Consider the following 19,449-nt stretch of genomic DNA (forward strand, 5'->3'; position numbering starts at 1 on the left):
CGAACCGATTCGCTTGCGCCGCGCTATTCGGCCTTCTTCTTGGCCGCCGTGGTCTTCTTCGCGGTCGTGGTCTTCTTGGGGGCCGGCTTCTCTTCCTCGACCTCTTCGATGACTTCCTCGTCCTCGTCCTCGGCTTCCTCGATGGCCTTGCCGCCGCCCATGCCCTCGCGCAGGTTCTTGACGGTCTTGCCGATGGCGCCACCGAGCTTCGGAAGGTTCTTCGGCCCGAAGATCAGCAGGATGACTGCCAGGATTATCAGCAGCTCCGGCATGCCCATACCCAGGATTTTCATACGTTCCTCCAAGCTTGTCGTCCGGGGCGTCGCACGGGACGCACACCCCGTCCACTCTAACCCCGTCAGAGTAGCACACACTATGCAAAAAAGGGATGCTCCTTGAAAGTTACATCCCTTTAGTTACCTGGTCGGGTTGACAGGATTTGAACCTGCGGCCTCTGCGTCCCGAACGCAGCGCTCTACCAAGCTGAGCCACAACCCGTAAGCTGCTTGTTGCAGCGACGGATATGATAGCACAACCGCGGCGTTTGCAACAGGAAATGTGCCTACTTATGGTGAAGATTTGTGCCGGCCCGGCACCTTCGCCGCCCGGTTGGGCGGGCTTTATGCCGATTCCGGCCGCGCGGCGACGCGCTCTCGTTCTTTTTCGGCCAAGCGCTCGAGCGACACGATCTTCGTGACGATCACGCCCTCGGACACGACGTCGCCCTCCTCGTCCACGGCCGCCACGTTCCAGAACTGCTTGCGGCCGCCCGCGCGCGACGGCTCCTCGCGGTCGAGCTCCGCCGTGGCGCGCAACACGCCGTGCTTGGCGCTTTTGCGATGCCGTACGTGAACGTCCACGCCGAAGGGACGTTCGCGGTCGAAGTCGGCGCGACGCTCGGCGCCCACGCTCGCAACCGTCTCCAGAAGCGCGATGGTGGCTCCCCCGTGCAGGAAGCCGAACGGTTGATGCAGGTCGGGGGTGACGGGCATGACCGCCTCCACGCGGTCGTCGTTCGCCGACGCCACCTCGATTCCCAGCAGGTCCGTCAAAGCCATGAAATGCTCCTTTGCATAACATCACGAGGTTCGCGTTCAGCGCAACCGGCACACGGTGCCGAACAGCTAGCGTTCATGTAGTTTATCGCGCCGGTCGGGCAGCAGCCCGCCCTGCATAGTATAGACGCGGTTGCCGCGAACGGGCGACGGTCAGAGATTCGAACCTGTCCGCAAGCGCGCCCGCACGTCCAAATGTCCCAAAAGGCGCCTGACCCCTTTTGGGACATTTTTGACGCGATCAGTGGATATCCGCCAGCGAGCGAATGAGCTTCTTCACCGATTCGGGCACGACGGGCGGCGCGGCGGCGGGCTTGCCCACCAGGTAGCCCTGGATGTAGTCGACGTCGAGCTCGATGACGGCACGCAGCTCCTCTTCCGTCTCGACGCCTTCGGCGATGACCCTGATGCCCCGGTCGTGCGCGTAACTCACAAGGTTCCGTGCGATGTCGCGATGGTCCTTCATGCGGTCGATGTCGCGCACGATGCCCATGTCGAGCTTGACGAAGTCGACATGGTAGTCGAGAAGCGACGTCTCCCCGTTGTAGCCGCTGCCGAAGTCGTCGATGGCGAGCCGCGCGCCCCAGCGCCGCGCGAGGCCCTCCTTGTACAGCGCCATCTCGCGGCTGTACTCGGTTTCCGTGATCTCGATGACCAGGCGCTTGAGCAAGGGGCCGAACCGCTCCTGCAGCTCCACCTCGTCGTCGGAGGACAGGCGCTGCGTGGCTATGCTGTTCACGAACAGCACGGCGTCGCCGGCGCAATCGTGCTGCGCGAAGGCCCCCAGGGCACCGAAGAACGTAAGGTGCTCCACCCGATAGAGTTTCGACTGCGAGCGCGCGAGCAGCAGCACGCGGTCCGGCGTCGCGATGGACGACATCTGCGGCCGCATGAGCGCCTCGTAGGCCGCGACCTCGCCCATGCGCGCGTCGACGATGGGCTGGAAGTGGTAGTCCACCAGGTTCTCGTCCAGCAGGTGGTTGAGGTCCTCCTTGTTGTTGAGGATGAACGCCCCCTGCTCGTGGCTCTTGGGATCGAAGCGCAGCAGCGCGCCTTTGCGATGGCTCTTGGCCTCGTACATGGCGAAGTCCGCGTACTCGCGCAAGTGGGCGAAATCGACGGCGTCTTCGGGATAGCATGCCACGCCCACCGACGCGCGCACCTTGAGCACCGTGGTGTCGGGCGCCTCGAGCATGCTCGAGTCGAGCGCTCGCATGAAGGCGTCGAACAGCCGGGTCGCCTCTTCGGCGCTCTCGCAACGGTCCACGAACACGAGGAACTCGTCGCCCGAGATGCGGGCGCAGAAGCCCTCGCCCGCGAACGTGCGCTCGACGACGTCCGCCGCGGCCTTGATGTAGTGGTCGCCCCAATCGTGGCCGTAGGTGTCGTTGATGTACTTCAGGTTGTCCAAGTCCAGCATGAGCATGGCGCCGAACGCAGGAGGGTCGCACGCGAGGCGCTCGGTGACGGACTGCTCGAACGCGCGGCGGTTCAGCAGGCCCGTCAGCACGTCGTGGTCGCGCTCGTGCTCGATGCGGCGGCGCGTGGCTATCTCGTCGGTCGTCTCCTCCACCAGCCCGTAAATCCGCAGACTGTCGGAGCTCGACACCGAGACGATGCGCACCCAGCGGCGACCGTCCCGGTCGGACGCGATCCAGCGGTTCTCGGCCTCCTGCTCGTAATTGGGTCGAAGCGACGAGAACAGGTCCTCGAACGCGTCGAGCGGCATGGTGCCGCCGGCCGCGCCTTCGCCGCCAACCTGGCGGGGGACGGCGTCCGAAGGGAGCACGGAGCCCATCGTGTCGAAGAAGCTGTCGGTGTACGAGGCCGTTCGCGTCTCGAGGTTGCACTCGAACGCGGCGATGGAGCGGTCGGAGAGCTTGAGCACCTGCGATAGGCGCGACGACGCCGAAGCCACCTCGGTGCCCATGAACTCGATGGCGTCCGACAGCTCGTCAACCTCGACGATGCCGGTGGGCGTGAACGCGATGGGCTGGTCGGGGCTGGCAGCGCGCACCTCCTTCATAAGGTTGCGCAGGCGCGACGACGACACCCAGGCCGTGAACACGGCGATGATCATGCCGACGACGATGGACGCGGCGAACACCTTCACCAAGCTGTCGGAAAGCAGGCGGGTCGCGGAGAACAGCTCGTCCTCGCGCTCGAGCCCGACGAGGGCCCAATGCTCCGAGGCGAACGGCGACGTGCTGTTGTAGAGCTTGATCTCCGCGGCGCTCGCACCGGCCCGGGCGCTCGACGACGAGTCGGCGGCGGCGTCAACCGTCATCCGTCCCTTGTCGTCGAGCGCGGCCGCGAACGATCCTCCGTCCACGTAAAGGCTTTGCGACGCGCCCGTGGCCGCGAGCACGTCGTAGGTGCGCGGCTGTCCGGGCAAGGGCGAGGCGCCCCCCTCGCGCGCGAAACCGCCCTCCTCGCCCGTCACGGCCAACAGGTAGGATCCCGCGCCCGACGCGCCGAGCTCGCCGTACGGGAAGAACGCGGTTATGCGATCGAGCCGCACTTCCACACCCAGCACGCCCACGACCTCGCCCGTCGCGCTCCGGATGGGCTTGCTGTACGTGACGGACTGAGTCCCCGCCCAGCCCAGGTCCACAGGATGGCCCCAATACCCCAGGTCGTTCACATCGGCGTCGGGGTACTGCTGGGCCGCGCGAAGCGGTTTGTAGTAGAACGAGCTTTGGTCCTCGCCCTCGGCGGCAAGCGGGAACGTGGCCGACCACTGGCTGTCGAGCGCGATGCCCAGGCGGCGCGCCACGCTGATGGGGCAGGCTGCGAGCAGCAGGTCCGACCCGTTCGCCACCTCCACCTTGGGGTTGGAATCGCGGATGTAGAGGGCCGAATGACCGCCTTCGTCGGCCGCGCCTCCAGCGTTGGCGAGCACGAGGTAGAGGCCGTCCACCTCGGCGCGACGCGCGAACGACAGCAGGTCGTCGGCCGACGCGTCGAGGATGTCCAGCGACAGGCTGGAGCCGGGGGCCTCGTCGAACTTCGCGGATCCGCTCGCCGCGAGCACGTCGACGATGCGGGACCCCACGCTGTCGACGACCGCGTCGAAATCCGACCAGCGGAATATCATGTCGTTCTCAAGGTAGCCGGCGCGGCTCGACACGCGCTCGGAGAACAGGTCGTAGGCGTCCACTTCCATCTGCTCGAGCGTCTGGCTGCGCGCGAGCACGCCCACGGACACCAGCCCCTGAATGGCGAGGGCGATGCAGAAGGGCACCACGACGAGGACCTTGAACGTCAGCCCCCGCCGAGCGTGCCCTCGCTTTTTTCCGACTGCCGGAGTCATTCCCTCGTCGTTCTTCCTTCCTCGCCCTCCCAGCGAAGGCGACGTACGCTAGGAGATGGCCGCTTCGAGCTGCGCGGTGAAATCGGCGAGCCATGCATCGAACACGGCGTCTTCCAGGTACGGGGCCACGGCATCGGCCGGAGCCGCGCCGTCCTCGACGGCGGCCGCCACGGCGGCGCGATCGGCCACGGCTTTGTCGGAAAGCGAGCTTTCCAGCACGGCGCGCGCGTCGACGCCGCCTTTGAACGGCGGATTGGCGTACACGCCCGCCTCGATGGTGTCGAGCGTGGCCGGCAGGTTGACGAGGTAGTTCTCCGACGTGCCCTCGACGGCCTTGGCCGCGGTCTCGAGGTTGTCGAGCGTGAGGGCGTCCTTCTTCACGGGCACGTACCCAGCGCTGATGGAGAAGGCCGTGTTCTGGTCTTTGTCGGTGAACCACTTCAGGAACTCGACGCAAGCGGCCTCTTTGCGCTCGTCGGACTTCGTCACCACGAAGCCGGCGCCCTGCTGCGGCGAGCACGGCTTTCCGCTCTTGAACGAGGGGTTCGAAAGCGCGGCCAGCTCGATGGGGTAGCTCGTGGCGTCGTCGACCGTGACGGTCTTCGGGAAGTACACCACCGACGAGGACGACCCCACGTAGCAGATGAGGTCGCCCGTCTTCACGGCGTCGGAGCGGAACTTGCCCTCGGCGGAGAACCAGCCCTGCACCATAGGCACGTAGTAGTTGTCCCAAAGGGTTTTCATGGTGACGCGGTCGAGGTTGAGCTTGCACGCGCCGTTTTCGATGTCGAACACGTCGTGCCCCAGCTGTCGCGAGCCGCAGACGAAGTAGTTCGCCATCGCGTCGCGGCCGAAGAACGGCCGACCGTCGCCCACCACGTCCGGCGTCTGCGCGTCGGTCCACTCGTAATAGCGCTGGGCCACGGTCGCGACGCCCTCGATGGTGGAAAGCTCGTCGAGCGAAGAGCCCGTGGCATCGGCGAACTTCTGCCAATCGGTCAAATTGATCTGCAGCGTCTCGGTGGACTTGCCCACCGGGAACACCTTGAGGCCGCCGTCGCCGTTGATGTCGCCTTCGGCCAGGAAGTCGTCGACGTACTGGGCCTTCTCCTCGTCGGTGAGGTACCCGGAAAGGTCGGCCACGCGTCCGAGCCCGTCGATGACCGATGCGGTGTCGGAATACGAGAGGAACGCGTCGGGCATGGACGCGGAGCCCACGAGCTCCTGGGCCGAATCCGTGACGGCGGCCGCGAGGTCGTTCACGCCGCCCTGGCTGGAGCTGGTGACCACGACGCCCACGTCCTTGCCGCGTCCCGCGTTGAACTCCTTGACGAGATCCTCGAACGCCTGCTGCTGCGTGCCATTGTAGTAGGTCCACAACTCCACCTGCACGGGATCCGACGGATCGAGCGAGGATCCCTTGCCCGCGTTCGGCGAAGCCCCCTGCCCGCCGCCGCAACCCGCGCAGGCTAGAACCCCTGCCAGCGCGAACGCCGCCACGGCGCCGATCATTCCTCTGCGTTTCATACGTCCCCCGTTCTGCAAGCGGACCCAGCGTCCGGTTGAAATGCTACCATTCCGCCATTCTATAGCAAGAGGGCCTTCTCGGCGCCGTAAACCACTGATTGACGTTGTTTTTAAGGGCCGACGTGCAGAGACCGCGGCAAAGCGCCATCAGCGACCGAGCGGTTCTTCCGGCTTGCGAGGGGTCCGGGGAGCGCTCCCCCGCCCCGCGCGGGCAGGGGGGTCTGCCGGCGGTCCGGCAGGCGGGCCGTCCTGCGCGCTCCCGGCGCGCTGCGGCGCTGCGGCGCGGGGCGCAGGGGCGGGCTCGTCGGGCCGCGCAGACCGCACGTCCGAGGGCGCGGCGGGCCGCGCATCCTGGGCCCTGGCCTCGTCCAGGCGCTTCGCCTGGCGCTCGGCGACGCTCATGCGGTCGCGCTTGCCGGAGGCGCGCACGGTCTTCTTCGCCTCGTGCTTGAACGTCTTCGTCGTCTGGATGAGGATGGCCCCTATGAGGAACGGCATCCAGAACACGATGCCGCGGTACACGAGCGCGATGGACAGGCCCGCCGCGCCGGACACGCCGAACGACGTGAACGCCACCACGACGGCCGCCTCGACCACGCCCACGCCCTGCGGCGTGATGGATATCATGGCGAACAGGGTGGCCACCACGTAGCCGCAGATGAGGGACTCGGGCACCGTGACGCCGAAGCCCAGGCCCACGAGCGAGAAGCAGGCGAGCTCGCACAGGGAGGCCACGATGGAGCACCCGAACGTCTTGGCCGTGGCCTTCGGGTTGTGCGCGATGAGGCCGGCCGCGTCGGAGAACGAGCCCACCGCGCGCTCCACCCACGGGTCGAGCGGGGCCTTCTTGAAGCGCGCGCGGACGCGGTCCACCAGCCGCTCGACGGGCCGCAGGGCGCGCAGCACGAGCGCGGGCCGCTTGCGTCCCAGCACCAGGATGAGCACCATGACGCTCACCAGCGCGATAACCAACAGCCCCAGCAAGAACCACAGCGGCGACAGCCCCACGGTGAGCGCGAGGATGGCGAAGCCGATGAGCATGATGGTGGCGAAGCCCGAGTCGACGGTGATCTGCATGAGCAGAGCCGCGCTCGTGGCGCGCCCCGGCGCGATGCCGCGGCGCCGCGCGTCGTCCACGACGAGCGTGGTGCCCGCCAGGTTCAGCGAGGGGGCGATGGTGTTCATGAAGAACGTGCCGAACACGAGCGGCAACGTGGAGCGCGGGTCCATGCGCTCGTCCACGGCCTCGAACGCGAACGAGTAGGCGAAGCTCTGCGCGAAGTACTTGCCCAGCTGCGTGCACAAAGCCGCGATGAGCGGGATGGCCGCGCCCTTCTTCATGGTTTCGACAAGCTCGACCAGCTGGTCGCCGCGCAGCAGCACCACGGCGAGCACGATGACGATGACGAGCCCGATGAGCAGGTTGCGCACGCTGAGCTTCACCGGCCCACCCCGTTTCGTCCCATCGATCGAGCCCGCGCTCCCCCGCCGTTAGCGGAGGAACTCCCAGAGGTCGGTGCCCTGCAAGAAGCGCAGCTCGTCGGCCGTTTCGGCATCCGTCTCCAAGAACAGGAAGCCGTAGTTGCCGATGCGCTTCACGTCGAAGGGGCGCAGTTCGAGCACGTGGGAGAAGCGGGCGCGCAGCGCGTCGTAGTCGAAGCGCTCGTCGCCCGTGGCATCCGCCGGCGGGTTCAGCAGCGACATGGAATAAACCTTGTCCTCCTTGCCGGAGAACGCGGCGCCGAAATCGGGCTGGGAGCCCTCGAGGAACGCCTCGTAGGTGCGGTAGCCGTAGGCGTAGTAGCTCACGTCCGTGCCGCCGAGCCCCGCGAAGCGCAGCGGGTTGAACTCGATGGGGCACACGTGCCCGTCGTCCACGCGCACCTCCACGTGCACGGGGAAGTTGCGCGCGCCCACGAGCGCGTTCACGCGGTCGAGCCACGTGACGAACGTTCGGGCGTTGTCGCGCACGATGGCGGCGCTCGTCACGTACATCCGGTCGCTCGTGTCCTCGGTCGAGGCGAAGTCGTGGCGCAGCACGTTCAGGATATGCGCCCGGCCCTGCTCGTCGAAGTAGGCGTCGAGGGCGTACTCGGTGCCGTCCACGTAGCCCTCCAAGATGAAGGAGCCCGAGCCGATGACGCTTTCCGGATACATCTCGTGCCAGCTGGAGGCGTTCTTCTGAATGTCGGCCAGAGCGCGCTCCCAGTCCTCGCGGTCCTGGATGGCGTACACGCCCACGCTGCAGAAGCCCACGGAGGGCTTGAGCACGAACGGCACGGGCAAGCGTCCGAAGTCGAGCTTGAACAGCTCGTCGATGGAGCACGTCTTGAAGAACAGGTCGGGGTCGAGCCCCGCCAGCGCGCGGCGCATGGCCGCCTTGTCCTTGAACAGGTCGATGGCTCGGGCGAGCGGCGCGTTGGCCGTGTTGTCCACGATCCACGCCAGCGCGTTCTCGGAGTTCGTGTACACGCGCTCGCCTTCGTCGATGCGCCGGGTGGCCTCGTCCTCGTCCACGAGGTTGAGGCGGCGGCCGCCCTCGGCCAGCGCGCGGCCGACGGCGTTGCCCAGCACGGGGTGCTGCGACTGCTCGAGCCAGTCGATCAGGGGTTCGGATACGTACGGCTCGTCGAGCACTATCATGACGGTTGATCCTCCTTAGCAGATGTTTCGCCCACCAGTATACCCTCCCGCTCAACCTGCCGCATGAGCAGCGCGCCCTTTTCGGCCTGCTGTTCCCAACTTGTTTTGCGCGGTTGATCCGCCGGTTTCGCGGCGACGCGGTGCGGGCGGTCGGTTCTCAGGCTGATGCCGAAGCGCCCCTTGGTCGAAACGCCCCGCACCCCCGGCTCCTCGCCGTGCGTGTCCGCGGGGGTGCTGGAATCCGCAGCGTCGCCCTCGCCCGGCCGCGCGGCGCGGGCGGCGCGGCGCGCGGAGCGCCACCGGTCGAACCGCGCCACGTTCTCGCGGAACTCGCGCGCGATGCGGGCGGCGTCGCCCTTGAGCACCACGGGGCGGTCGAACGCCGCGCGCTTCCAGAAGAGCCACACCACCAGCACCACGGCGGCCACGGCCACCTGCCACGTGTTCACGTAGAGGAACTCGGCGCCGGCCAGCAAGACGAGCGCGCACACGGTGAGCGCCCACGCCGTGCGGAAGCGCAGGATGAGCCCCACGGCCAGCACCACCAGAACCACGCTGCCCACGATGAGCGCCGGGCCTATGAGCAGGCCCCCTATGTTGATCCACTCGGTGAGCGCCGTGAACGGCTCGAACGTCTTGGGAATGAGGGCCAACCCCAAGTTCACCAGGCCCACCACGAGAACGAGCGTGCCCGCTATCCAGCCGATGTCCTTGTGGCGCTGCTCCTCGGTGGGATTCTTCTTGTCGGCGAAGAAGCCGGATTGGCTCAGCAGCACGGCGCCGATGCAGAACGGGATCCAGAACATGATGCCGCGGTACACGAGCGCGATAGCCGTGGCCGTGGCGAGCGAGCAGCCGTGCGCCGTGAGGATGGCCGCGATGGCCGCCTCCACCACGCCCACGCCCTGCGGCGTGGGGCTCAAGATGACCGAAATGGCCGCCACGGCGAACGCCGCCACGAGCGCGGTCACGTGCTCGAAGCCGAACGCGTAGCCGATGGCCACGAGGCAGGCCATGTTGAGGATGGCCGAGAACGAGGCATAGGCCACCGTGACCATCGTACCCTGCGGGTTCTTCGCCAGGATGCCGGCCGACGACACGAACGAGGTCGCCATCTTGCGCCCCCAGCCCGCCTTCAGATGCTTTTTCAACAGGCCGAGCAGCTTGTTCGCCAGCGCCTCCACGCCCAGAAACACGCGGAACAGGATGCGCGGCTTGCGGTAGCCCGCCACGAACAGGCTGGACAGCACGACCAGCACGGCCGCCAAGGCCAGGCCGCCTATGAGGAAGAGCGTGTTCATGGAGCCCGAAACGAGCATGGTGAGGAACCCGATGACCGAGATGACGAGGATGGCCGCGAAATAGCCGATCTGCGAGAGGATGGCCCCGCTGGTGGACTGGCCGGCGTCGCAGCCTCGGCGATGCGCGTCGTCGATGATGAACGCCACGCCCGTGGCGCCCGAGAACAGGCAGAACGTGTTGATGAACACGAGCGAGAATATGAGGATGACGTTGTGCCAGAACCCGGTCTTGTGTCCCACGGCCTCGAAGGCCGCGTCGTAAGAGGCCGCCTGCACCAGATGCCGTGCCAACATGAGCACGCAAGCCACGACGAGCGGCACGAGCGCGCCGGTCTGGAGCGTGGCGAGGAAGCTCGCCAGATAATCGGCGTTCGCGATGAGGAAGCACACCGCGACGATGCCGAGAACGAGCAGCAGCGCTTTCTTCAACCGAACCCTTCCCGCAAACAGTATCTAAAATAGTTAGTATAGCACGAGCCTGTGAAGACCCGGAGGGGGCAGCTCGGCCGACGGGGCGCAGGGGTGGGCTCCGTAAGGGCGGTCGCGTTGCGCGGGGCGAAGCCCTGCGGCTGCCTACCGGGCGCCGTCGGCAGCCCGCCTCGCCGCGCGGTAGGCGCGGACGCGGTCGCGCAGGTTCGTCACGTCGAACAGCACGGCCGCGAGAAACGCGATGGCCAGCACCACGGTAACGGCCCCCTGCCTCGGCGCGATGAGGAACACGAAGGGGGCTCCCACCAAGGCGATGGGCACGATGAGCCCGATGAGGCAGCTGCCCAAGCGCTTCCAAAGACCGTAGACGAGCGAAACCACCACGTAGAAGAACAGCCCCGTGGCGGTGGTTCCCAAAAGCGCGGCCGCCACGAGCACCGCCGCCTTGACGGCCACGACGACCGCCTCGTTCTTGAGGGCGCGCGTCGCCTCGGCCAGCATCTCCCGCGGCGTCTTGCGCGGCTCGGCCGCGCGGAACGGGGCGAAGGGGTCGAAGGGGTCGCCGGCCGTTTGCGCGCCGTCCCACGACGTCCACACGTAGGTGGTCCGTCCCGGCGCGGCCTGGCCCTGGCCGAACGGCCAACCTGCGAACGGATCTTGCGCGCTTGGCCCGCCCGGGGAGGGTCGCCCTGCGGGCGCGCCGTAACCAGGGTGCGCGTAGGGGTTGTTCGCATAGGGGCGCGGATCGCGACGCGGGTCGAACTCGGGCGTCCATGAGCGGTTCAGCAGCACGTCGCGAGCCTCGTTGATGCGCTTCGTGAGCTCTTCGGCCTCGGCGCGCTCCTTCGAATCCAAGGCGAACTTGTCCGGGTGATGGGCGACCACCAGCTTGCGATGGGCCCGCTTGACCTCGTCGTCGGCAGCCCCGTCGGAAAGCCCCAGTATGTTCAACGCTTCGGATTTCTTCATGCCTGCCACTATACCGAAGCCCACCAGCAGCTATGCCTTTCGCCATACCACCGTCGCACCTCCGTCAAGGAACAAACACAAGCGACCGGGCTCACGGGGCGAGCACGGCCCCGGGGTGCGAAGCGTTTGCACGCCGCACGATACGCCTGCGACCCGCGCAGGCGCATCGTCTACAACGAATGCCTTCATGCGCCGCGATTCCGAACACGGCCCGCCCGTTCGCGCCGCGCGCGACGGTCCCCAGGGCAAACGCTTTCGGGACGCGACCCCCGCGCCGCACCCGCGGAACGAAAATCTTCTGAAATCGCATGTTTCTGCTGAAAAATCACGTTTGTGAACGATCTTTTGCGAGGATAGTGAAAAGCACGTCTTCCTCACCTGGCTTTATATTTAATGATACTTTTACATATATATAAAATGAGTCGATGATTCGTTCACAAACGTCATTTTTTAGCAGAAATCCATTCTGAAACGAATTTTGCGGATTGGACGGCGATCTCGGAAGGACAAGCCTCCGACCGGCACGCGAGATGCGCGGCAGAAAAACGAATTATCCTGCGAATCGGGCGAGCACGGCATCGAGTCGTCCGAGTTGGGGCGAAAGCCCCTTCGGCGCCCGATCGCTCCTGCCGCCCGGCAGAGCAGGAGCTCGCCTTTACCGGCGCGATCGCGGAAACCCGCCTTGTCGGGCGGCAAGGGCAGAGCCCCTGCCGCCCACGACCAACGAAACGGGACTTCCGATGCGGCCCCGATCCGAGTCCTAGTGCCTGAAGTGGCGATGGCCGGTGAACACGAGGGCGATGCCCTGCTCGTCGGCGGCGGCGATGACCTCTTCGTCGCGGATGGAGCCGCCCGGCTCGATGACGGCCGTCACGCCGGCCTCGGCCAGCGCGTCGAGGCCGTCGCGGAACGGGAAGAACGCGTCGGACGCCGCCACGGCGCCGCGGGCCGCCTCGCCCGCCTGCTCCACGGCGATGCGCGCGGAGTTCACGCGGTTCGGCTGGCCGCCGCCCACGCCGATGGTGGCGTGGTCCTTCGTGATGGCGATGGCGTTGGACTTGATGGACTTGCACACCTTCCACGCGAACAGCAGCTCGGCCATCTCATCCTCGGTGGGCTGGCGCTTCGTGGGCACGGTGAACGTGGCAGGGTCCTCGGCCACGGCGTCGGAGTCCTGGCACAGCAGGCCGCCCTCGACGGCGCGGTACTCCACCTCCCCGCCGGCCGGGTTCACGCCGCCCGTGGACAGCAGGCGCGCGTTCTTCTTGGCGCTGTACATGTCAAGCGCGTCGCCCGCGAACTCGGGCGCGATGATGGCCTCCACGAACTGCTTGTTGTCGAAGATGGCCACCACGACGTCGCTCGTCACGGGGCGGTTGAACGCCATGACGCCGCCGTAGGCGCTCACCGGGTCGCACGCGTGGGCGCGCTGGTAGGCCGCCACCAGGTCGTCGTCCTGGCACACGCCGCAGGGCGTGAGGTGCTTCACGATGACGCAGGCCGGCTCGTCGAACTCGCGCACGGCCGTCCAGGCGGCGTCGAGGTCGAGGTAGTTGTTGTACGAAAGCTCCTTGCCCTGGTGCTGCTTGGCGTGGGCCAGGCTGTGCGCGGCATGCGCGAAGTCGTCGCGGCGGTAGAACGCGGCGGACTGGTGCGGGTTCTCGCCGTAGCGCAGGTCCTGCACCTTCGACAGGCGCACGGTGCGACGGGCCGGGAACTTGGCCTCGCCCTCGCCCTCCAGCTGTCCGGCCATCCACGCGGCGATGGCGCCGTCGTAGGTGGCCGTGGTCTCGAACACGTCGAGCGCGAGCTTGGCGCGCGTGGCGCGCAGCGTGGCGCCGTCGTTGGCGCGCATCTCGGCCAGGATGGTGTCGTAGCTGTCGGGACGCGTGACCACGGCCACGCTCTCGAAGTTCTTCGCGGCGGAGCGCAGCATGGACGGGCCGCCGATGTCGATGTTCTCGATGCAGGTGCCGAAGTCGGCGCCGCCCTCCACCGTCTTCTCGAAGGCGTAGAGGTTCACCACCACCATGTCGATCATCTCGATGCCGTGCTCGGCCGCCTGGGCCATGTGGTCGGCGTTGTCGCGCTTGGCCAAGAGGCCGCCGTGCACGCGCGGGTGCAGCGTCTTCACGCGGCCGTCCATCATCTCGGGGAACTGCGTCACGTCGTCGATGGGCGTGACGGGCACGCCGGCGTCCTTGAGGGCGCGGGCGGTGCCGCCCGTGGAGATGATCTCCGCCCCGAACTCGTCCACGAGCGCGCGGGCGAAGTCCGCCACGCCCGTCTTGTCCGTGACGGACACCAGAACGCGCTTCACTTTCGGATTGCTCATATGGTCTTACATCCTCTCTCGTTGCTTTCCTGCTATGGCGAACCCGTCGATCGGCGACGGGAAACAGGCTCTGCTTATCGGCTTACCTGCCGAGGCTCTTCTCGTGGCGCTCGATCGCTTCCTCACTGTAGCGCTGACGGTAGCGCACGTCCACCAACTCGGCGACGATCGCGATGGCCAGCTCGGCGGGCGTCTTCGCGCCGAACTTCAGGCCGATGGGGCGCTTGACGCGCTCCCAATCTTCCTCGGAGGCCCCGGCGGCCAGCACGAGCTCGTGCACGCGGTCGTTCTTGCCGGCGCAGCCCATCATGCCCACGTAGTGTGCGTGGTGCCCCGTGGCCCACACGCAGCCTTCGGGGTCGAACATGTGGCCGCGGGTGAGCACGCACACGTAGTCCTCCGGCGCGCATGCCACGTCGGCGAGCGCGTCGAAGTTGCCGCCCGGCAGCACGATGCGCTGGGCGCGGGGGAAGCGCGCCTCGCTCACGTACGCCTCGTCGTAGTCCACGACCGTCACGGCGAAGCCCACGTGGTCGGCGAGCGCCGCCACCTCGCTCGCGGCGTCGGACGCGCCGAGCAGCCACACGCGCACCTGGTCGAACAAGGGCGCGCTCGCCCACGTGAGGCCCTCGAACTGCTCGTTGTGCATCGAGGGGCCGCGCGTGACGTCCTTCATCTGGAACACGTCGCGCGGCGACGGCTCGCGCGAAGCCACGATCTCCTTGGCGTCGTTGCAGAAGAACACGAGCGGCTCGCCGTCGGCGGAACCCTGCTCGCCGTACTTCTTCGTCACCTCGTTGTCGGTGTTGGCAACGGCCTCGGCCGCGTCGTAAACGATCTTGAAGCCGAGCCAGGCCAGATCGCCCTCGTCCATGGCCCGCAGCGCGCGCTCGAACGTGGGGATGTCGGCCTCCGACAAAGCGGCCGCCACCGTGTCCAGATACGACGGATCGACATGCTCGTTGCCCTCGAGCGCCTCCTCCGAGAAGCAGGGGAAGTCCTCGACCGATAGCGCGGGCGTTCGCCCTTCCCGCAGGTCGGCGACTATGGTTTGCAGCGTTTCCTTGTTCATGATGCGGGCTCCTTGCTCGAAACGGGTCGAAATGTCCCAAAAGGGGACTGTCCCCTTTTGGGACACCCTTTTAGGACATGCTAGGACAGTATGTGCACCTTGCGATCTTCGCCGACCTTCACGCGGCCTTCGGCGACCAGGCGCAGCACCTGGGGGTACAGCACGTGCTCTGCCTCGTGGATGCGCGCCTCCAAGTCCTCGAGCGCGTCGCCCTCGCGCACCTCGACGGCGCGCTGGGCCACGATGGGCCCTTTGTCGTAGTCCTCGTTGGCGAAGTGCACGGTCACGCCCGTCACCTTCACGCCCGCCTCGTACGCGTCGGCGATGGCGTGCGCGCCCTTGAACGACGGCAGCAGCGCCGGGTGCAGGTTGAGCACGCGGTCGGGGAACGCGTCCAGCATGACGGGCGTGAGCTTGCGCATGTAGCCCGCCATGACCACGTACTGGGCGCCGGCGTCGCGCAGCTCGTCAACGATGCGCGCGTCGGCCGCCTCGGCGTCGGCGTACACGTCGCGGTTGAGCGCCACGGCCGGAATGCCCGCCGCGCGCGCCCGTTCGATACCATAGGCGTCCGGGCGCGACGACACCACGCACACGACGTCCACCGGCAGCCCGTCGTCGCGCACCGCGTCGATGATGGCCTGCAGGTTCGTGCCGCTGCCGCTCAGCAGCACGCCGATCTTGAGATTGTCCACGCTATCCCCTTCGTTCAGCTTGCTCGCCACAGGTTTCCAGCCGTCCGCTCGATCGGTATCGCGCGGACGGTCGCCCGCTTACCCTTCGAACCCGTACAGCTCGCCTTCGTTGGCGTAGGTCACGGTGCCCTCGCCGGCCACGATGCGGCCGACGCGGTAGGTGGCCTCGCCCGCTTCGGCCAGTGCGGCCTCGACTTCGTCCGCGCGCTCGGGATCCACGATGAGCACCATGCCAAGGCCCATGTTGAACGTTTTGAGAGCCTCGGTCTCGTCGAGGTGAGCGGCGTCGCACACGAACTTCGCAACGGGGGGCACCGGCCACGTGCCCAGGTCGACCTGCGCGTCGCAGGTCTTCGGCAGCGCGCGGTCCAGGTTCTCGGAGATGCCGCCGCCCGTGATGTGGGCGAGCGCGCGCACGGCGCCGGGGCAGGCGGCGAGCACGGAGCGGACGGGCTTCACGTAGATGCGCGTGGGTTCGAGCAGCGCGTCCTGCAGGCTGGCGCCGCCCAGCTCCTCGCGCTCGAGGCGCAGTTCGTAGTGGGTCTTGCCCTCCACGCACACCTTGCGCGCCAGCGAGTAGCCGTTGGAGTGCAGGCCGCTCGAGGCCAGGCCGACCAGCACGTCGCCTTCGCGCACGCTCTCGGGATCGAGCATCTTCGCGCGGTCGACCACGCCCACGCAGAAGCCGGACAGGTCGTAGTCGTCCGGGTCCATGACGCCGGGGTGCTCGGCCATCTCGCCGCCGATGAGCGCGCAGCCCGCCTGCTTGCAACCCTCGCCGATGCCCGCCACGATCTCGGCCACGTTCTCGGCCTTGAGCTTGCCGATGGCCACGTAGTCGAGGAAGAACAGCGGCTCGGCGCCGGTGGCCAGGATGTCGTTGGCGCACATGGCCACCAGATCGATGCCCACCGTGTCGTGCTTGCCGGCCAGCTGGGCCACCTTGAGCTTCGTGCCCACGCCGTCGGTGCCGCTCACCAGCAGCGGGTCGTCCATGTCCTTGGCGGCCGCGATGGAGAACAGGCCGCCGAAGCCGCCGATGTCGCCCACCACCTCGGGACGGTACGTGTCGTGCACGACGCCCTTGATGGCGTCCACGGCGCGCGCGCCCTCGGCCGTGTCCACGCCGGCCTGGGCGTACGTCGTGGCGTCCTCGTCCATCCAGCTGGGCATCGCGGGACCGTCGGTCTGGTCGGCGGCGCTCACGGTTATTCTCTCGGTCATCTTTGCTCCTTGTTGTATCGTCGGCCCCTACTGGCTGCCTTCGGCGTACACGTCTTCGAAATCCTTTTTGGTGAGAAGGCTCTTCTTGGCCACGGCGGCGGGAATCTCCACCGGGTAGTCGCCCGTGAAGCACGCGTCGCAGAAACCACGGCAGCGCACGTCGGGCACGGAGGCGCGCAGGCCCTCGAGCGAGATGAACGCCAGCGAGTCCGACCCTATCCACTCGTTCATCTCGGAGAGCGTCATGTTCGCCGCGATGAGCTGGTCGCGCGTGTCGGTGTCGATGCCGTAGAAGCACGGCCACCCCACCTCGGGGCTCACGATGCGCAGGTGCACCTCGGTCGCGCCCGCGTCGCGCAGCATCTGCACGAGCTTCTTGGACGTGTTGCCGCGCACGATGCTGTCGTCGATGACCACGAGGCGCTGGCCCTCGATGACCGAGCGCAGCGGGTTGAGCTTCAGGCGTATGCCCAGCTGGCGCATGGCCTGGGTGGGTTCGATGAACGTGCGCCCCACGTAGCGGTTCTTCACGATGCCGTCGGCGTACGGGATGCCGCTTTCGTGCGCGTATCCCAGCGCCGGGGGCACGCCCGAATCGGGCACGCCCAGCACGAGGTCGGCCTCGGCCGGCGCCTCCTGGGCCAGGATGCGGCCCATGTTGCGGCGGGCCTGGTAGACGCTCTGCCCGTCGATCACGCTGTCGGGGCGCGCGAAGTACACGTACTCGAAGATGCAGGCCGCCGGCTTGCCGGCCGGAACCCCCTGCTCGGCGTGCATGCCCTCCTCGTTGAAGCGCACGATCTCCCCCGGGGCCACGTCGCGCACGTACTCGGCGCCCACGATGTCCAAACCGCACGTCTCGCTCGACACCACCCAACCGCGACCGTCGGGAAGCTCGCCGATGCACAAAGGCCGGATGCCGTTCGGATCGCGGAACGCGTAGAGCGAGCTGGGGCTGGCCAGCACCATGGCGTAGGCCCCCGACAGCTCCTCCATGGCGCGGCGGATGCCGTTGCGCAGATGGTGCGTGGTCTGCGTGACCTCGCCGATGGCCTTGGCGGCCACCTCGCTGTCGGTGCTCGAGCGGAACTGCACGCCCCTGCCCTCGAGGAGCGCGCGGATCCGGTCCGTGTTCACGAGCGTGCCGTTGTGCGCGAGCGCGATGAGCACGTCGTCGATGGCCGAGATGTGCGGCTGGGCGGCCTCCCACGACGCGGCGCCGCCGCTCGTGGAGTAGCGCGCGTGGCCCACGGCCACGAATCCCTCGAGCGCGGCCAGGCTGGCTTCGTCGAACACCTGGGTCACCAGGCCCAGGTCCTTGGCCGCCATGATGGTCTCGCCGTCGCCCACGGCGATGCCCGCGCTTTCCTGGCCGCGATGCTGCAGCGCCTGCAGGCCGAAGCACGTCATGCGGGCCACGTCCTCGCCGGGCGCGTACACGCCGAACACGGCGCAGGCCTCCTCGAGGCGGTCGGGGCGCTCCCCGGGCAGAACGGACGTGCTCATGCGGCGATCTCCTTCGAAGCGTCGCCCACGGCGGCGGCAGCCTCCGGGTCGAGTGCGGCGTCGGAGCCGCCCACGGCCGCGACGTTCGCCACCGTGCTCTCCTCGATGTACGAGAACAGCACGTAGCGCCCGTCGCTCGGCAGGTTGTCGCAGGTTGCGAACGCGAACATATGCGCGATGTCGGCGGGCGACGGCACGTTGGACGCCGCCACGACCGAACGGTCCACCTTGTCCTGTATGTAAGCCGCGCGCTCCTCGTCGGAGGCGAACGCGGTTTGGGCGAGCGGATCGTCGGCCGCCACGTGCACGAGCGAGAACGTGCGCAGCTTGAAGTTGCCTTGCGGCGTGAGGACGTACGCCGTGCGATGGGCGTTGAACTGGTCCGCGTTGTCGAAGCCCGTGATGGCGGCGAACATGGAGCCGTTGTTCAGGTGGTGCCCGTACACGATGTTGTTCGCATCGGAGAAGTCGGCCGCGTTGGCCGCCGACAAGAAGATGGACCCGTACGTGGCACCCCACGTCTGCTGGCCGTTGAAATCGGTGGTGAGGTACTTCTCGTCGTCGGTGGTGTGCACGATCGGGTAGTTCACCGCCGTCCCGGGGATGTAGACCCAGCCCACGGTGTCGGGGTTGATGGCCTTGAGCTTTTCCCAGTCGACGGTGATGTCGGCGAGCGCCGCGCCTTCGATGTCCTCGGGGGGCTCGAACACCTCTTGGGCCACGGAGTCGTAGGCGTTCTGGCCCTGCCAGTAGCTGAAGGCGATGACGCCGAGCGCCGCGAGCGCGACCACGAACACCACGAGCGCGATCCAAAACACGATCCGCCAGGGGCCGCCCTTCTTCTTGCCGCCCTGGTTCTTCCCCTTGCCGCCGCGGCCGCCGTTGCCGGCCACGCCGTACACGGCCGGAGCCGCGCCTGCCTGGGCGGGACGGTATCCTTGCGGAGGCTGTTGCCGGGAGTGCCCTTGGGGAGGCGTTTGGCGCTGCGGCTGGGCCGCGCGGCGCTGCGGTTGCGGGGAGGTTGTGTGCTGCTGGACGGGCGCGCCTGCGGACGCGGCCTGCTGGTGCGGCGCGCGCCGGGGCTGCGCGTTCGCGGGCTGCGCGGAGTGCTGCGGCTGGGCCGCGCGCTGGGCCTGCGTGCGCTGCTGCGGCCGCGGTTGTTGCTGTTGATGCGCCCCCTGGCGCGGAGCCTGCTCGCTCGCGCCGGGCTGCGAGGATGCGTGCTGCGCGTGGCGGCCGCGCGGCGCCGGATCGGGATATTGTCGATACTCGGCCATAGCTCCCTTTCGGATGGACGAATGCTCGGGCAGCGCACGGGCTTGGTCCCGCCGCCCCCTAGACCGTTACCATAATAAGCAAACGCCCCCGGAATGGGGGCGC

At 67.6% G+C, this 19,449-nt stretch carries 14 protein-coding genes and 1 tRNA gene; all 15 read right to left on the bottom strand.

Annotation, left to right across the window (positions count from 1 at the left end; all coding sequences use genetic code 11):
- Positions 1-23: 23 nt before the first annotated feature.
- Positions 24-293, bottom strand: coding sequence for a twin-arginine translocase TatA/TatE family subunit (gene tatA, locus C1878_RS06015; protein ID WP_114600797.1), 270 nt, complete (start codon positions 291-293; stop codon positions 24-26).
- Positions 294-421: 128 nt separating this feature from the next.
- Positions 422-498 (bottom strand) — tRNA-Pro (locus C1878_RS06020).
- A gap of 122 nt (positions 499-620) precedes the next feature.
- The gene (locus C1878_RS06025) at positions 621-1,058 is read right to left on the bottom strand and encodes a PaaI family thioesterase (RefSeq protein WP_114600798.1); all 438 of its coding nucleotides are present in this window, start codon (positions 1,056-1,058) and stop codon (positions 621-623) included.
- 238 nt (positions 1,059-1,296) lie between these two features.
- On the bottom strand, positions 1,297-4,368 hold the full coding sequence (locus tag C1878_RS06030) for a GGDEF and EAL domain-containing protein (RefSeq protein WP_241963633.1): 3,072 nt from the start codon (positions 4,366-4,368) through the stop codon (positions 1,297-1,299).
- 48 nt (positions 4,369-4,416) lie between these two features.
- Positions 4,417-5,895, bottom strand: coding sequence for an extracellular solute-binding protein (locus C1878_RS06035; RefSeq protein ID WP_114600799.1), 1,479 nt, complete (start codon positions 5,893-5,895; stop codon positions 4,417-4,419).
- A 147-nt stretch (positions 5,896-6,042) separates the two neighbouring features.
- On the bottom strand, positions 6,043-7,338 hold the full coding sequence (locus tag C1878_RS06040) for a lysylphosphatidylglycerol synthase transmembrane domain-containing protein (protein ID WP_241963634.1): 1,296 nt from the start codon (positions 7,336-7,338) through the stop codon (positions 6,043-6,045).
- A gap of 48 nt (positions 7,339-7,386) precedes the next feature.
- The gene (locus tag C1878_RS06045) at positions 7,387-8,538 is read right to left on the bottom strand and encodes an ATP-grasp domain-containing protein (RefSeq protein WP_114600800.1); all 1,152 of its coding nucleotides are present in this window, start codon (positions 8,536-8,538) and stop codon (positions 7,387-7,389) included.
- Positions 8,535-10,268 carry a lysylphosphatidylglycerol synthase transmembrane domain-containing protein gene (locus tag C1878_RS06050; RefSeq protein WP_114600801.1) on the bottom strand — a complete coding sequence of 578 codons (1,734 nt, stop codon included), beginning with the start codon at positions 10,266-10,268 and terminating at the stop codon, positions 8,535-8,537. The genes C1878_RS06045 and C1878_RS06050 overlap by 4 nt, the downstream gene beginning before the upstream one ends.
- A 144-nt stretch (positions 10,269-10,412) precedes the next feature.
- Entirely contained in the window at positions 10,413-11,237 is an 825-nt protein-coding gene (locus tag C1878_RS06055) for a J domain-containing protein (RefSeq protein WP_114601002.1), read from the bottom strand.
- Between the two features lie 760 nt (positions 11,238-11,997).
- Positions 11,998-13,572, bottom strand: coding sequence for a bifunctional phosphoribosylaminoimidazolecarboxamide formyltransferase/IMP cyclohydrolase (gene purH / locus C1878_RS06060; RefSeq protein WP_114600802.1), 1,575 nt, complete (start codon positions 13,570-13,572; stop codon positions 11,998-12,000).
- Between the two features lie 82 nt (positions 13,573-13,654).
- The gene (locus C1878_RS06065) at positions 13,655-14,644 is read right to left on the bottom strand and encodes an XdhC family protein (protein ID WP_114600803.1); all 990 of its coding nucleotides are present in this window, start codon (positions 14,642-14,644) and stop codon (positions 13,655-13,657) included.
- Positions 14,645-14,724: 80 nt separating this feature from the next.
- Positions 14,725-15,339, bottom strand: coding sequence for a phosphoribosylglycinamide formyltransferase (gene purN, locus C1878_RS06070; RefSeq protein WP_114600804.1), 615 nt, complete (start codon positions 15,337-15,339; stop codon positions 14,725-14,727).
- Between the two features lie 78 nt (positions 15,340-15,417).
- A complete protein-coding gene (purM, locus tag C1878_RS06075) occupies positions 15,418-16,563 on the bottom strand; it encodes a phosphoribosylformylglycinamidine cyclo-ligase (protein ID WP_114600805.1) in 1,146 nt (381 codons plus the stop codon).
- Positions 16,564-16,590: 27 nt separating this feature from the next.
- Positions 16,591-18,069 (bottom strand): amidophosphoribosyltransferase, encoded by a 1,479-nt coding sequence (gene purF, locus C1878_RS06080; RefSeq protein WP_114600806.1) that lies wholly within the window; start codon positions 18,067-18,069, stop codon positions 16,591-16,593.
- Positions 18,066-19,346, bottom strand: coding sequence for a class B sortase (gene srtB, locus C1878_RS06085; RefSeq protein WP_114600807.1), 1,281 nt, complete (start codon positions 19,344-19,346; stop codon positions 18,066-18,068). Before srtB ends, purF begins: the two co-directional genes overlap by 4 nt.
- Positions 19,347-19,449: the final 103 nt, after the last annotated feature.

Origin of the sequence: Gordonibacter sp. 28C, assembly GCF_003339845.1 — a bacterium.
Classification (GTDB): Bacteria; Actinomycetota; Coriobacteriia; order Coriobacteriales; family Eggerthellaceae; genus Gordonibacter.

What these genes read in the sequence shown, in the direction of transcription:
- tatA (WP_114600797.1), bottom strand. Translation starts at nt 293, where the DNA reads ATGAAAATCCTGGGTATGGGCATGCCGGAGCTGCTGATAATCCTGGCA.
- C1878_RS06025 (WP_114600798.1), bottom strand. Translation starts at nt 1,058, where the DNA reads ATGGCTTTGACGGACCTGCTGGGAATCGAGGTGGCGTCGGCGAACGAC.
- C1878_RS06030 (WP_241963633.1), bottom strand. Translation starts at nt 4,368, where the DNA reads ATGACTCCGGCAGTCGGAAAAAAGCGAGGGCACGCTCGGCGGGGGCTG.
- C1878_RS06035 (WP_114600799.1), bottom strand. Translation starts at nt 5,895, where the DNA reads ATGAAACGCAGAGGAATGATCGGCGCCGTGGCGGCGTTCGCGCTGGCA.
- C1878_RS06045 (WP_114600800.1), bottom strand. Translation starts at nt 8,538, where the DNA reads ATGATAGTGCTCGACGAGCCGTACGTATCCGAACCCCTGATCGACTGG.
- C1878_RS06055 (WP_114601002.1), bottom strand. Translation starts at nt 11,237, where the DNA reads ATGAAGAAATCCGAAGCGTTGAACATACTGGGGCTTTCCGACGGGGCT.
- purH (WP_114600802.1), bottom strand. Translation starts at nt 13,572, where the DNA reads ATGAGCAATCCGAAAGTGAAGCGCGTTCTGGTGTCCGTCACGGACAAG.
- C1878_RS06065 (WP_114600803.1), bottom strand. Translation starts at nt 14,644, where the DNA reads ATGAACAAGGAAACGCTGCAAACCATAGTCGCCGACCTGCGGGAAGGG.
- purM (WP_114600805.1), bottom strand. Translation starts at nt 16,563, where the DNA reads ATGACCGAGAGAATAACCGTGAGCGCCGCCGACCAGACCGACGGTCCC.
- purF (WP_114600806.1), bottom strand. Translation starts at nt 18,069, where the DNA reads ATGAGCACGTCCGTTCTGCCCGGGGAGCGCCCCGACCGCCTCGAGGAG.
- srtB (WP_114600807.1), bottom strand. Translation starts at nt 19,346, where the DNA reads ATGGCCGAGTATCGACAATATCCCGATCCGGCGCCGCGCGGCCGCCAC.